This is a genomic window from Mucilaginibacter sp., assembly GCF_036568825.1.
Taxonomy (GTDB): domain Bacteria; phylum Bacteroidota; class Bacteroidia; order Sphingobacteriales; family Sphingobacteriaceae; genus Mucilaginibacter.
The window spans coordinates 14,029-28,273 of record NZ_DATCRU010000028.1; the positions used below are offsets into that span (position 1 = coordinate 14,029).

Annotated in this window: 12 protein-coding genes; 10 read left to right on the top strand and 2 right to left on the bottom strand. The window is 40.9% G+C overall.

Annotation, left to right across the window (positions count from 1 at the left end):
• Window positions 1-2: 2 nt before the first annotated feature.
• Window positions 3-389: a DUF302 domain-containing protein gene (locus VIM89_RS06080; RefSeq protein WP_488155246.1), complete on the top strand. Its 387-nt coding sequence runs from the start codon at window positions 3-5 to the stop codon at window positions 387-389.
• On the opposite strand, the gene VIM89_RS06085 is transcribed toward VIM89_RS06080, so the two are convergent.
• Window positions 386-613, bottom strand: coding sequence for a DUF4287 domain-containing protein (locus tag VIM89_RS06085; RefSeq protein ID WP_488155247.1), 228 nt, complete (start codon window positions 611-613; stop codon window positions 386-388). The genes VIM89_RS06080 and VIM89_RS06085 overlap by 4 nt on opposite strands.
• 160 nt (window positions 614-773) lie before the next feature.
• On the opposite strand from VIM89_RS06085, the gene VIM89_RS06090 reads away from it, so the two are divergent.
• The 9 genes from VIM89_RS06090 (at window position 774) to VIM89_RS06130 (ending at window position 12,820) form a co-directional block, all read left to right on the top strand.
• Window positions 774-1,373: a TetR/AcrR family transcriptional regulator gene (locus VIM89_RS06090; RefSeq protein ID WP_488155248.1), complete on the top strand. Its 600-nt coding sequence runs from the start codon at window positions 774-776 to the stop codon at window positions 1,371-1,373.
• A gap of 87 nt (window positions 1,374-1,460) precedes the next feature.
• A complete protein-coding gene (locus VIM89_RS06095) occupies window positions 1,461-2,651 on the top strand; it encodes an efflux RND transporter periplasmic adaptor subunit (RefSeq protein WP_488155249.1) in 1,191 nt (396 codons plus the stop codon).
• A 145-nt stretch (window positions 2,652-2,796) separates the two neighbouring features.
• The gene (locus VIM89_RS06100; protein WP_488155250.1) at window positions 2,797-6,015 is read left to right on the top strand and encodes an efflux RND transporter permease subunit; all 3,219 of its coding nucleotides are present in this window, start codon (window positions 2,797-2,799) and stop codon (window positions 6,013-6,015) included.
• Between the two features lie 18 nt (window positions 6,016-6,033).
• Entirely contained in the window at window positions 6,034-7,446 is a 1,413-nt protein-coding gene (locus VIM89_RS06105) for a TolC family protein (RefSeq protein WP_488155251.1), read from the top strand.
• Window positions 7,447-7,650: 204 nt separating this feature from the next.
• A complete protein-coding gene (locus VIM89_RS06110) occupies window positions 7,651-8,325 on the top strand; it encodes an START domain-containing protein (RefSeq protein ID WP_488155252.1) in 675 nt (224 codons plus the stop codon).
• Window positions 8,326-8,472: 147 nt separating this feature from the next.
• Window positions 8,473-8,826, top strand: a complete 354-nt coding sequence (locus VIM89_RS06115) for a hypothetical protein (RefSeq protein ID WP_488155253.1) — start codon at window positions 8,473-8,475, stop codon at window positions 8,824-8,826.
• A gap of 26 nt (window positions 8,827-8,852) precedes the next feature.
• Complete coding sequence (locus VIM89_RS06120; RefSeq protein WP_488155254.1) at window positions 8,853-11,417, top strand: DUF5686 and carboxypeptidase-like regulatory domain-containing protein; 2,565 nt, start codon at window positions 8,853-8,855, stop codon at window positions 11,415-11,417.
• Window positions 11,418-11,497: 80 nt separating this feature from the next.
• Entirely contained in the window at window positions 11,498-11,956 is a 459-nt protein-coding gene (locus VIM89_RS06125; RefSeq protein ID WP_488155255.1) for a MarR family winged helix-turn-helix transcriptional regulator, read from the top strand.
• A 261-nt stretch (window positions 11,957-12,217) separates the two neighbouring features.
• Window positions 12,218-12,820, top strand: a complete 603-nt coding sequence (locus VIM89_RS06130; RefSeq protein WP_488155256.1) for a GIN domain-containing protein — start codon at window positions 12,218-12,220, stop codon at window positions 12,818-12,820.
• Between the two features lie 54 nt (window positions 12,821-12,874).
• Here VIM89_RS06130 and VIM89_RS06135 read toward each other — a convergent pair.
• A partial coding sequence (locus tag VIM89_RS06135; protein ID WP_488155257.1) for a gluconokinase occupies window positions 12,875-14,245 on the bottom strand: 1,371 nt, incomplete at its 5' end.

The window sequence follows — 14,245 nt, forward strand, 5'->3', positions numbered from 1 at the left end:
TTATGAACCCAGAAGGCGTTAACATTTATTCAAGCAAATATTCTGTAAAGGAAACGATCGATCGTTTGCAACAATTTTTAGAACAGCATGGTGCAACCATTTACACACGTATCGATCAGCAGGATGAACTGAGGAAAACAGGGCAAACCATTGCTCCGCTTGAGTTTATACTGTTTGGTAATCCAAAAGCAGGAGGGGCATTGATGGCTCAAAGTCCTTTAATAGCGCTTGATCTGCCATTAAAAGTGATTTCCTGGGAAGATGACAACAGCAATGTTTGGGTAGCCTGTAATGATGCGAAATATATTGAGGACAGGTACAGCCTACCACACAATGAGAATACACCTTTAAATCTTGACAAACTAATTCGTGCGGTATTAGGGAGTTAATCGCCTTCCTTCTTTATCCCTTTAAGCAGCGCATAAATAGCCATCGCATGACCGTGCCCAAGCTCGTAATCATCTTTGAGCCATTTTACAACATCACCGGCTTTAGTAGTTGACTTTAGTTCGCCGTTTTGGGTAAAGCCTTTTTGTTCGGCCATCGCCTTAAAATCATCCGGGCTTTTACCCGTTTTGGTTTGAATATTATCTAAATAAGCTTGAAATGACATATTTATTGAATAATTGGTAGATAAAAATGATAAATTCTGCTAACATTAAAAAATAATTTAACACTGTTAAGCAAAATGACAATCGGATGGTACTATCGTCCTCAAAACGTATTTACCTTTGCCTAACGCTGTTAAATAAATTTACAAGCGTAAAAATAAAATGGGAAGTAAGGATAGAATATTGCGATTAAAAGAAGAAACCAGGGTGAATATCCTGGACGCTTCGCTGGATATCGTGAAGGAGGAGGGATGGCAGGCGCTAAGCATGCGCAAGATTGCCGACAAGATTGAATATACCGCACCGATCATTTACGAATACTTCGCTAATAAGGAAGCAATATTAATGGAACTAACCCGCAAAGGGTTTTTATTACTGACGAGGGACATGAAAGAGGCGAAAGAAAAACACCGTCTGCCTGCCAAACAAATTGAAGCCATGTGGCTGGCCTACTGGAACTTCGCATTTGCACAAAAGGAATTTTACCAGTTAATGTTCGGTGTAGATGTAAACTGTTGCGAAATGGCGCAAATAATGCCTGAAGCAGAAGAACCATTTAATATAGTTACAGAGGTAATCCAGGAGATTATGGCATCACAAAATCCGAGCGAAGATGATATCTGCGTAAAATATTACACTTATTGGTCGGTGATACATGGTTTGATCTCGATCAACCTTACACGACGCACTACTTCAGACGATATCAACCGTGAGATATTAAAAACAGCTATCAGCGGTATCACGCGGTCATTATCTGCGTAATTTTTTGAATAATACTTAACGCTGTTAAATAATTTAATAACGTTAGAATAATAAAAGTTTAACACCACATCTAAATATATAATAACAATGGAAAATCGATCACTGTCACACTTATCAAACAATGTTAAATACCTTAACATTGCAATGGCGATTCTTTTGGGCCTGATGCTGCTCTTCATATATAGCTGTTCTTCAAGCCCTGCGGCTCCGCCGCCACCGCCGCCACCCACGTTACCTGTTGCAACTATAGCTTCAGGTACTGATACTACTTACCAGGAATATCCTGCATCAGTAGAAGGTACGGTTAATGTTGAAGTCCGTCCGCAGGTAAGCGGTACGCTGGATAGAGTTTTTGTTGATGAAGGTGCCTTCGTAAAAGCAGGCGAACCTTTGTTCAAGATCAACGATCAGCCTTACCGCGCTGCATTAAACAATGCTATCGCTACTCAACATGCTGCCGAAAGCGCCGCTGCCAATGCACAATTGGAAGTAGATAAATTAACTCCTTTGGTTCAAAACAAAGTGGTTTCTGATTATCAGCTTAAAACTGCAAAAGCAGCTCTTGACGTTGCCAAAGCTAATATTGAACAGGCAAAAGCAAATGTTTCAACTGCTCAAATTAACCTGGGATATACTTTAATTAAAGCTCCTGTAAATGGTTACATCGGCAGACTGGAAAGAAAGCAAGGAAGTTTGGTTGGTCCTACAGATACACAAGCTTTAACCCAGTTGTCAGACGTACACGATGTACATGTTTACTTCTCGTTAAGCGAAAAGGACTTTGTGAATTTTAAGGAACAATATCCTGGTCAGACTTTGAGAGATAAACTGAAACAATTGCCATCAGTATCATTACTACTAGCTGACAACAGCGTGTACGCTAAACAAGGCAAGGTAGACATGATAGACGGCCAGTTTGACAAAACTACCGGCGCTATTACGCTGAGAGCAAATTTCGAAAACCCTCAAGGCCTGCTTCGCTCTGGTAACACTGGTAAAGTCCGCTTAAGCCTGCAGCATAAAGATGCTTTAATAGTACCTGAATCAGCTACAATTGATATGCAGGACAAAGTGTTTGTTTTTACAGTAGGCGATAGCAGCAAGGTGAAAAAGCAGGCTATTACTATTATTGGTAAAAGCGGCAGCAATTACCTGGTTAAAGACGGCGTAAAAATAGGCGACCAGATTGTATTAAGCGGTATCGATCACCTGCAAGAAGGTATGGTGATCCACCCTGAAAAGGCTGTAGACAAAGCGGCCGCTGTAGCAAAAAATTAAGCTTCACCTCAACTCCTCTCCTCCAAAGGAGTCCTTCGGACAAAAGGAGAGGAGCTTAAGGAATGTGTATTCAATGTCCTTTCCTTTTGGAAGTATTTAGGAGGGACGACTGAAAAACTAAAACTTCTATTTAAAAATTAAAGCCATGTTTCAAAAATTTATAGAAAGGCCTGTACTCTCAACTGTTATCTCCATCTTATTGGTGATAGTTGGTGTGCTTGGCTTAACAAAACTGCCCCTGGAACGGTTCCCAAATATCGCTCCACCATCGGTATTGGTTTCTGCCGTGTACCCGGGTGCTAATGCTGAGACTATTTTACGGTCAGTAACACCTTCATTGGAAGAAGCAATTAATGGTGTGGAAAATATGACCTATATGACCTCTACCGCAAGTAATGATGGTACTTTAGGCATTACAGTTTATTTTAAACAAGGTACTAACCCTGACCAGGCGGCTGTGAACGTTCAAAATCGCGTATCACAAGCAACAAGCCAATTACCTGCGGAGGTTGTACAATATGGTATAACTACTACCAAACAGCAAAATAGCTTTATTGGCGCAATAGGTATTTATTCAGAAGATACAAAAAAATATGATGCAACCTTTGTAAATAACTATGCACAAATTAATATTATTCCTGAGCTTAAACGTATTCCGGGTGTAGGTTCTGCCCAGGTATTCGGTGGTATTAAGGATTATTCTATGCGTGTTTGGTTGAATCCTGGTCAACTGGCAGCTTACAAAATTACTCCCGCAGAAGTAATGGCAGCTATACAGGACAAAAACCTGGAAGCAGCGCCTGGTAAATTTGGCGAGCAAAGCCCTGTAGCATTTGAATATGTAATTAAATATAAAGGTAAGCTTACTACGCCAGAAGAATATCAGAATATTGCTATCCGTGCCAATGCAGATGGTTCTGTATTACGTTTAAAAGATGTAGCACGTGTTGAACTGGGTGCTTACAGTTATAGTAGTGTGAACCGTTTGAACGGGCACGATGGTATCACTATTGGTGTAATACAATTGTCGGGCTCAAATGCTAACGAGATCCAGATCGCCATTGATAAGTTGATGGTGAAATTATCAAAGGATTTCCCCAAAGGCATCAAGTACAACCAGTTTTATCGTACCAAAACCGATCTTGATGAATCAATTGACCAGGTGGAACATACGTTAATAGAAGCATTTGTGCTGGTATTTATCGTAGTATTTGTATTCCTGCAGGATTTCAGGTCGACATTGATACCGGCTATAGCGGTTCCGGTTGCTATTATTGGTACTTTCTTCTTTATGAACCTGTTTGGGTTCTCTGTTAACCTTTTAACCCTGTTCGCTCTCGTATTGGCCATCGGTATTGTGGTAGATGACGCGATTGTGGTGGTGGAGGCAGTGCACGCCAAAATGGAGCACGACCCGAGCCTTACACCTAAAGCGGCAACCACAGGGGCCATGCACGAAATTAGCGGCGCAATTATATCTATTACGCTTGTTATGGCGGCGGTGTTCCTGCCGGTCAGCTTTATGACCGGTTCAACGGGTATATTTTACAGGCAGTTTGCATTAACAATGGCTATAGCCATCATTATATCAGCTGTTAACGCGTTAACGTTAAGCCCTGCTTTGGCTGCTTTATTCTTAAAGAATAAACATACTGAAGGTGGTCATGATGCGCCTAAGAAAAGCTTTATAGAGAAATTCTATTTGGGCTTTAACGGTGGGTTTAACTATATGACCAACAGGTATGTTGGGGGCCTAAAAGTTCTTATCCGTAATAAATGGATCAGTATGGCCGGGCTTGCATTGGTAATCGCAATTACTGTTTTCCTGGTAAACAGAACAAAAACGGGCTTTATTCCTACCGAGGACCAGGGCTTTGTGGCGATTGCTGTTTCAACACCATCCGGAACCTCATTAAGCAATACCAATAAAATATTAAAACAGGCAGAAGCCCAATTAAATACTTTGCCATCACAAAGATTCGTTATGTCGCTGGCTGGCTTTAACTTTTTAACGCTATCTAATAGCCCGTCAGCTGGGCAGATATTCCTGTTATTAAAACCTAACAAAGACAGGGGAGCTGTTAAGAATATTGATGATATACAAAATATAATCAGGGGAAAATTAGCCGGCATACCAGGCGGGACCTTCTTTGTGTTCAGTTTCCCAACTGTTCCGGGATTTAGTAACGTGGAGGCCATGGACGTTATGCTGCAGGATAAGACGAATGGCCGATTGGATAAATTTAGCGGCGTAGCCAATAACTTTATAGGAAAACTAATGCAGAAACCTGCGATTGCTTTTGCCTTTACCTCTTATAAAGCAGATTATCCACAATTCCAATTAGAAATTGATGACGAAAAGGCTAATCAGTTGGGAGTAAATGTCAAAGACATCCTGTCAACCATGCAGGCTTACTTTGGTACTGCACAAGCGTCAGATTTTAACCGCTTTGGTAAGTATTACCGCGTGATAGTTGAGGCTGATATTGCAGACAGGACAGACCCTTCGGCTATTGATCGTGTTTTTGTTAAAAATAAGTCGGGCGAAACAGTGCCTATCAATAGTCTGGTTAAACTAACCCGTGTTTATGGTTCAGAAACTGCTTCACGTTATAACTTGTTTAACTCTATCGAAGTAAATGCCATACCAAAACCCGGCTACAGCTCGGGCGATGCGATCAAGGCTATAGAGGAGACTGCCAAAGAACAGTTGCCAAATGGCTTTGCTTATGAGTTCTCTGGTCAAACACGTGAGGAAATTTCCTCGGGCGGACAATCAGGTATCATATTCATGCTGTGTTTGGTATTTGTTTACTTCCTGCTGTCAGCACAATACGAAAGCTACATCTTGCCTTTAGCGGTAATATTGTCAATACCTACAGGTATTTTGGGAGTATTTGTCGTGCTAGGTTTAACAGGTATCGAAAACAACATCTATGTACAGGTAGCGTTGATCATGCTTATCGGTCTGTTAGCCAAAAATGCGATTCTGATTGTTGAATTTGCGGTGCAACGGCGCAGGGCAGGTCTTAGCTTAGTACAATCAGCCCTTGAGGCTGCCAGGCTAAGGATACGCCCGATCATTATGACATCGCTGGCATTTGTTTTCGGTTTATTCCCAATGAGTATAGCAACAGGCCCATCTGCCCAGGGTAACCACTCTATCAGTATTGGCGCCGCAGGCGGGATGGTTTCCGGGGTAATACTCGGTTTGTTCATCATACCTGTATTATTCGTAATCTTCCAGCATTTGCAGGAAAGAGTAAGCGGTGTACCGGTAGCCGTACTGAATGGAGGTGAAATAGATTCGCGTAATCTGAACGGTAACCATGTGCCTGCCATTGAAAAAGCAGAAACTGTATAATTTAAATTGAATAAGACAATGAAAACATATATAAGCGGGTTAGCTTTGGCTCTGGTAGTACTGAGCGCCTGTACAGTTTCGAAAAATGTCGAAACACCAAAACCCGCATTGCCAGAAAGCTTTGGTAATGTGGCTGCAACAGCTGATACCAGCAGTGTTGCAGATATACCCTGGAAAAGTTTCTTTACCGATGTTACCCTTCAAAAACTGATTGATAGCGCGATTGTAAAGAACTATGATATGCAGATCGCTATCAAAAACCTGGAAGCCTCAAATTTGCTGGTGAAACAGGTGAAATGGAACAATGTGCCACAGATTGATCTTGGTGTGACTGCAAATACAACTCGTCCGTCAGATAACAGTTTAAATGGCTTGAGCCTGTCACAGGCTGGCATCAAAACCAAGCATATCGAGGATTATTCAGCCAATGCTTCCCTTTCATGGGAAGCCGACATCTGGGGTAAGATCCATAACCAGAACAAAACCGCAGTAGCTACTTATTTGCAAACTGCTGAGGCTAAAAAACTGGTGCAAACCAATATCGTAGCCAGCGTATCACAGGGCTATTACAACTTGTTAATGCTGGACGATCAATTGGCTATCGCTAAAAAGAACGTCAATCTGAATGACAGCACGCTGCGCATCATTAAATTACAATATGATGCCGGTCAGGTAACTTCACTGGCAGTACAACAAGCCGAAGCACAACGCCAGGCTGCTGCCGAGTTGGTTCCTCAGTTTGAACGCGATATTACTTTGCAGGAGAACGCGCTACAGATATTAGCTGGTTCATTGCCTGGTAAAATCGATAGATCAGCCTCACTGAATGATATTCATTTTGCAGATAACCTGTCAACCGGTGTTCCTTCAGCAATCCTGAGCCGCAGGCCCGATGTAAGGAGCCAGGAACTGGCATTGACCATCGCCAATGCGAATGTGGGTATCAACAAAGCCGAAATGTACCCTGCTTTAAGGATCACTGCACAAGGTGGCGTTAACTCATTCAAGGCAAGTAACTGGTTTAATATTCCTGCATCATTATTTGGTGTGGTAGGAGGTAGCCTGGTACAGCCATTGTTGGATCATAAAGAGTTAAAAACCAACTACGAGGTAGCCAAAGTAAACCGCGAAAAAACAGTGATTCAATTCAGGCAAACTGTGTTAGTGGCCGTTGGCGAAGTGTCTGATGCAATGGTGAAAATAGAAAAGCTGAAAGCACAGCAAACTATAGCTGAAGATCGTCTGAAAACATTGCAGAAGGCAATCAGCAACTCTAATTTACTGTTCCAAAACGGTATGGCTAATTACCTGGAAGTGATCACTGCACAAAGCAATGTTTTGCAAAGCGAGCTGGAGTTGGCTACTATTAAAAGATCAGAATTAAGCGCCGTATCGGACCTTTATAAGGCGCTGGGCGGCGGCTGGAGATAATATAAAAGGATGGGTAAAGCCATCCTTTTACCTCTTTATTTTTCATTCCTTTAACCTTTCGCAGTAATTTTTTGATCGATCTACAAGACTTTTATCATCCCAAAGTTGCTGCATCATAACAACGTCACAAAACAATCTAAAACAGAATAATTAGTCAACTTGATTGACTAATTATTCTACATTTGTGCCATTAGACTTACAGAGATGAAAGCAATTAATCAAATCATTAACCGGGTGAATAAAGTATTATTTACTTCACTTTTTATGGTGCTGACTGTAGCTACTGCATCAGCACAAAATGATTGGAAACTGAGTGCCGATAAAGAAGGCATTAAAGTATATACCAGCATTGTTCCTGATTCAAAAATAAAAGCGGTTAAGGTTGAATGCGATTTAAATGCGACGCCATCTCAGTTGGTTGCAGTGGTAATGGATGTGAACACAGCTACCGATTGGGTGTATCATGTAAAGTCTGCAAAGTTAATTAAGCAGGTATCAGCTTCTGAGCTTTATTATTATTCAGAAGTTAGTTTGCCCTGGCCAGCAGCAAACCGTGATTTTGTTGCCCATCTGACAGTAAGCAAAGATCCTTCAACTAAAATCATAACTATTGATGGTCCGGCTGTTCCCGGCTATGTACCTGTAAAGAAGGGAATTGTGAGGATTGACAACTCTTCCGGCAAATGGGTGATCACGCCAATTGGAACAAGCCAGGTACATGTTCAATATTCGATACATGTTGACCCGGGAGGCTCATTGCCTGCATGGCTGGTAAACATTTTTGCAACAGATGCTCCTCTGAAAATCTTCGAGAATCTGAAGGTACAACTGCAAAAACCTGCCTATAAAAATACAACTCTTGCATCTGTAGAAAACTAACAGAGCGCTCATCTTAAGACTTTTATCACAGTAAAGTCAGCCGTATCACGGCAATGTCACAATACCTGATTTAATGAATTTTTTAGTAAACTAAGTTGACTAATTTAGTCAACTTAGTTTACCTTTGTATCATCAATCACAACAGTTATGAAAACACCATGTATACATCTCGATCAGTCAGTTTTAGACAGCGCTAAAATGATGATAAACGAAGCTAAGAGCTTCAAATGGAGCAGGTTGTTGGCAATGTCGGGCATTACCTCCGACAGGGTAAATTATTACCTGACACTGTTGTTGAAACAAATTTTCAGCGATAATTTTTCAGGATCCGATGCAGAAACCGGTATGGTGCTCATTTTTCTGAAAAGTTGCTTCATATCAGCCACCGCATTTTTAAGTAACAATGTGGTAATTGATTTTGTCAAAGGCCTCAAAAAACAAAATGCAAAAGTAGTGGAACTGGCCGCTGAAGAAAATTTAAGCTATACAAAAGCCGCCTAATACCAATCACCGTAAGTAGTAAGATCATGAAAACCAATTATACATATAATATTATAAAAAGCGCACTCCTGCTGTTGTTCGTTGTGCTATCAACTGCCTTGATGGCCCAGCAAACTATCGTAAAAGGAGTGGTTACCGATGCTCGCACTCATGAAACCATGCCAGGCGTAAGCGTATCATTTGACGGCACATCGATTGGTAACAGCAGCGATGTGCAAGGTAACTATCGGATCATCACTGATGGCAATTATAACCGCATCAAAATTTCATTTATCGGCTATAAAACTCAGTATAAGGATATCGCTCCAGGCACAACCCAAACAGTCAATATTGTTTTAGTTGAAGATCGTAAAACCTTAAATGAAGTTGTTATCAAAAGCGGTAAAAAGACAAGATACACCAATAAAAATAATCCTGCTGTTGAACTGATTCGTAAGGTCATCGCCCATAAAGATCAAAACCGTATAGAGAATTACAACTATGCCGAATTCCAGCAGTATGAACGCGTGTTGTTTTCGTTGAGCGACCTTTCTGATAAGTTCAAACAAAAGAGAATATTCAAAAACTATCAATTCCTGTTTACTGAACAAGATTCAGATGCCATAGGCGGTAAGAACCTACTACCAATATACCTGGAAGAAAAGTTGTCTGATAATTACTATCGCAAATCACCTTATGTGAAAAAACAGGTGATTGAAGCCAATAAACAGGTGAAATATGATGAGAACTTTGTGGATAATGAAGGCTTGAAAACCTACTTTAACCGTTTATATATGGATATCGAGATATATGATAACAATATCCCCTTGCTGGGTAACCAGCTGCTTAGCCCTATTGCTGATGGCGCACCGGCCTTTTATAAGTTCTTTATTACTGATACTATTAAAGATGTTAGTCCGCAACTGATTGAGTTGAGCTTTACCCCACGCAATACCAATAATATGCTGTTTGAGGGTAAGATATACATCACTATGGATGGCAATTATGCAGTACAAAAGGCAGAACTGACAGTTAACAAAAACGTCAACCTGAACTTTGTGCGTAAAATGCAAACTACCCTGGCGTATACCAAAACAGAAACCGGTCGTTACCGCTTAAGCCAAAGTGATTTGAAAATAGATTTCGGTATCAATAAGAATAAAGGTGGCGGTGTGTATGGTGAGCGCATAGTGCTGATCAATAATTTCGCTGTCGACAAGCCACGCCCGGAATCAACCTACACTGGTCCTGCACAAATGATTGCTTTTGATGCCAAAGAAAAAGGAGATGAGTTCTGGAAAGCAAATCGCCCAGATACACTTAAACAATCGCAACTGGATATTTATAAGAATATCGATAGCCTGCAAACCATTCCATCCTTCAAGCGGACAATGGACCTGGTTACGCTGTTCGTAGCAGGATATAAAGCCGAAGGTCCGTTTGAAATTGGCCCTACAAATACCTTTTATACATTTAACTCCGTGGAAGGTTTCAGGCCCCGCCTGGGCGGCCGTACAACAACCGCTCTGAGTAAGCGCTATTATTTTGAAACTTATGGTGCTTATGGTGTGAAAGATGACAAATTCAAGTACTTTTTTAGCGGTACTTATTCACTCAATAATAAGTCTATTTATTCATTCCCGCAGGAATATATCCGGGCAAGTTTTCAGCACGATACCAAAATACCCGGAACTGAATTAGGCTTCGTGCAAGAAGATAACTTCCTGCTTTCTATCAAACGTGGTGAAAGCGACCTGCTGACTTATAACGATCAGTTCAAGATAGATTATGTACATGAATACCTGAACCATTTCTCTTATAAATTTGAATTTAGAAGCTGGGATCAGGCTCCCGGTGGTGCGCTTTATTTTCAAAACACAGAAAATGGTGTCTCTAATAGGATCAACACCCTGCAAACCACTGATTTGTCGGTTGAGTTGCGTTATGCGCCTCACGAAAAGTTCTACCAGGGAAAACTGTACCGTACACCAATCCCTGATAAATACCCGATCTTCACTTTGCGCTATGATCAGGGTTTTAAAGGATTACTTAAAGGACAATACAACTACCAGAGCGTAACTGCTGATATTACCAAACGATTCTACCTATCTCAATTGGGTTTTACCGATGTTGAGGCTGAAGGCGGGTATATCTTTAATAAGCTGCCGTTCCCATTGCTGGATATTCACCATGCTAACCAGAGCTATGCATTGCAACTGGAGTCGTACAACTTAATGAATTACCTGGAGTTTGTGAGCGACCATTATGCCAGCTTGAATATAGATCATCACTTTAATGGCTTATTTTTCAACAGGATACCGTTGTTGGATAATCTGAAATTAAGAGAGGTGGTGTCATTTAAGAGCCTTTGGGGTGGTTTAAGGTCTGAAAATAATCCGGCTAATGACGCTTCTTTGTTCCAGTTCCCGGTAAGAGAAGATGGCCGGACAATTACGCACTCATTGAACAATGGCCCCTATATGGAAGCCAGTGCAGGTATCGAGAATATATTCAAACTTGTACGGCTGGACCTTGTTAGAAGATTAAGCTACCTTGATAATCCCGATGCTCCAAAATGGGGAATAAGAGCAAGGGTTAAATTCCAGTTCTAAGACATACTTATTGGCGAAAATATTCGTTAAATTCGTAAACCAGATTGACTATTTGCCCGAAAGAAGTAAAATTGAAAAACATGTTAAACGAAGATACATCAAGAGTTGCCAGCAGACTGTTATACCTGCTGAAAAGACTATCAGACGATTGGTATTGTACTGAATTATGCCATGCTAACCTGAAAGGCTTTAACAACTCTTATATACCGATGTTTATGAGCATCGGTACCAAAGGAATATCCACTACCAAACTGGCCGCAAACCTGAACATAACTAAACAGGCTGCCAGCAAAGTGATCAAGGAACTAGAAGAATTGAACCTGGTGCGCAGCGAAAAATGCAGCACCGATGCACGGTCAATAATGTTGTACCTAACCGATGAAGGCATCGGCTTTTACGAACACCTGAGAAGCCAGATGAAGACTCTTGAAAATCAATACAAAAAAGTGGTTGGCGCCAAAAACTACGAGAATGCTATCAACGTAATGCTGAAACTGGTTGAATATCACCAGAATCTTGAAAAAGCAGCCGTGAATTAATAGTATTCCACTTTCATATATGCCCGATGCCTCTGCCAAAACAGGGGCATTTTTATTTTAAGAAAACAGGTATCGCCTAATGTATTAGTTTCAATTAAAGTATGTAATTGTCTTTTTCTTTATTACAAATTGATTTTTAGTAATTTAACTTAGTGTATAAATTACACTTTTATGATAAATTATTCAATAACTCATTGTACCTTTGTATTGTATTTAGATGATGCTGTTAGCATTTGATGAATACAATAAAACTTAAGAACAATGAAAACCAAAATTTTATCTATCATCCTGTTATTCGTTGCAATTGCAGGATTTTCAAAATCAACTTATGCTGCTGCAAGTAATGCAGATTATACCCTTTTAAAAGAGATCAAAGCTGTTAATAAGATCGAAGTTCGCGGAAATGTAGAACTATTTATTTCTGACAGTCCGGTTGAACAGGTTAAAGTTTACAACAAGTACTATTCTGAAAATGCTTTGGTTCAGTACAACAACGGTACTTTAAGGATCACTTCTTATAATGCTGAAAAGCTGATCGTGTGGGTAAGCACTGATGATCTTCGCGCTGTAACCGCTTATGACAACGCTGAAGTAAGAACATTCGGAAAGCTTTCTAAAATTGAGTTCGATGTTGACCTGCACAACGACGCATCTGCAAATTTGAATTTGGATGCTTACAGTGCTAACGTTAAATTGAACGATCATGCCAAAGCTGAATTAAGTGGTAATGCAACAGAGTTCGGATTAACGGCCAATACTAATACAACCGTAGTTAAAAACGATTTTAAAGCAGAACACTTTACCGATAACAAGATCAATACAGTTACTACAGCTAATAATGATGATTTAACTATACTTGAATAAGCACGACTTTGGATTTGGATTAAAAGCCGTCCCGATTTTATCGGGCGGCTTTTTTTATGCCTTGTAAACCCGGTGCATAGTTGCCTTCAGATCGGTGTAGAGTTGCTTATAGATGCTAAAGTTCCTGCTATAAACGTCCCGGTTTCCGGGATTGGGTTGATAGATAATTAAATCATCACTGGCTTTTGGATATTCTTTCAAAGCACCGATCAGTTTCAAAGCAATAAATGCAGCCCCAACAGCCGAAGCATCATCCGCCTGCAGAATAGCTAATTTTTTGCCTGTTATATCAGCCAGTGTCTGTACCCATATCTCAGACTTGGTAAAACCACCGCTAATATTGATCTGCTTTATCGGTTCGGAGTTTTCCTGTACGGCATCCAACACATCCCGCATGGCAAAGCAAATCCCTTCCAAAACAGCTCTTGAAAAATCAGCCTGGGTGTGCTGTAATTTCACTCCAAAGAAGTTGCCGCAGCTTTCGCTGTCCCATATCGGCGCACGTTCACCGGTGAGATAGGGCAGGAAGATTAAACCATTGCTTCCCGCCGGCACTTTTTCGATCTGGCTGAAAATATGTTCGTAGTCTTTTTCAGTCGCATTAGCTCCGGCTGTATTTTTTACCCACCACTGCATGGCCACGCCGCCATTATTGATCGGTCCGCCGCAGATATAAGTATTTTTATCCAGGATATAACTGAAGGTCATCGCTTCAGTGTTTGGCAGAGGCTTGTTACTTGCCACCCGAACTGCGCCACTGGTACCAATGGTCATTGCAGCAATCCCCGGTTCAGTTGCCATACTTCCTAAGTTAGCCAGACAACCATCACTTGCCCCAATTACGAAAGGGACATTTTTATTAAGAAAATCTAATGCTGAGCTTGTTTTAGAATAATCTGTTGAAACAGGTTTAGAAACAGCATCAGCTTTAATTTCTGCCAGTTTTAAAGCTTCCTCATGCCATTCAAAGTTGGTGATGTTAAATAGGCCAGTACTTGAGGCAATAGAATAATCAATCACAAACTCATTAAACAGCTTATGCCAGATGTATTCCTTTATCGAAATAAACTTATGAGCTTTATGAAATAGTTCAGGATCATTCTCTCTTAGCCAAATCAGTTTGCATAATGGCGACATGGAATGAATAGGAGTGCCGGTAGCTTTATATATCGACATACCCAGGTTACTCGCCCTTACGTCAATCGCAATTTCCGCGCTACGGTTATCAGCCCAGGTCATCATCGGTGCTAATGCATTGCCGTTTTTATCAACAGCAATGAAACTGTGCATGGCGCTGCTTAAGCTGATCGCCAATGGCGGCGCTCCAGTTTGGCTAATAATAACTTTGATGCTTTCAATAAATGCCTGCCATATTTGTTCCGGGTCCTGCTCATGATAGCCCTGCTTTGGAGCGTTGAACGGATA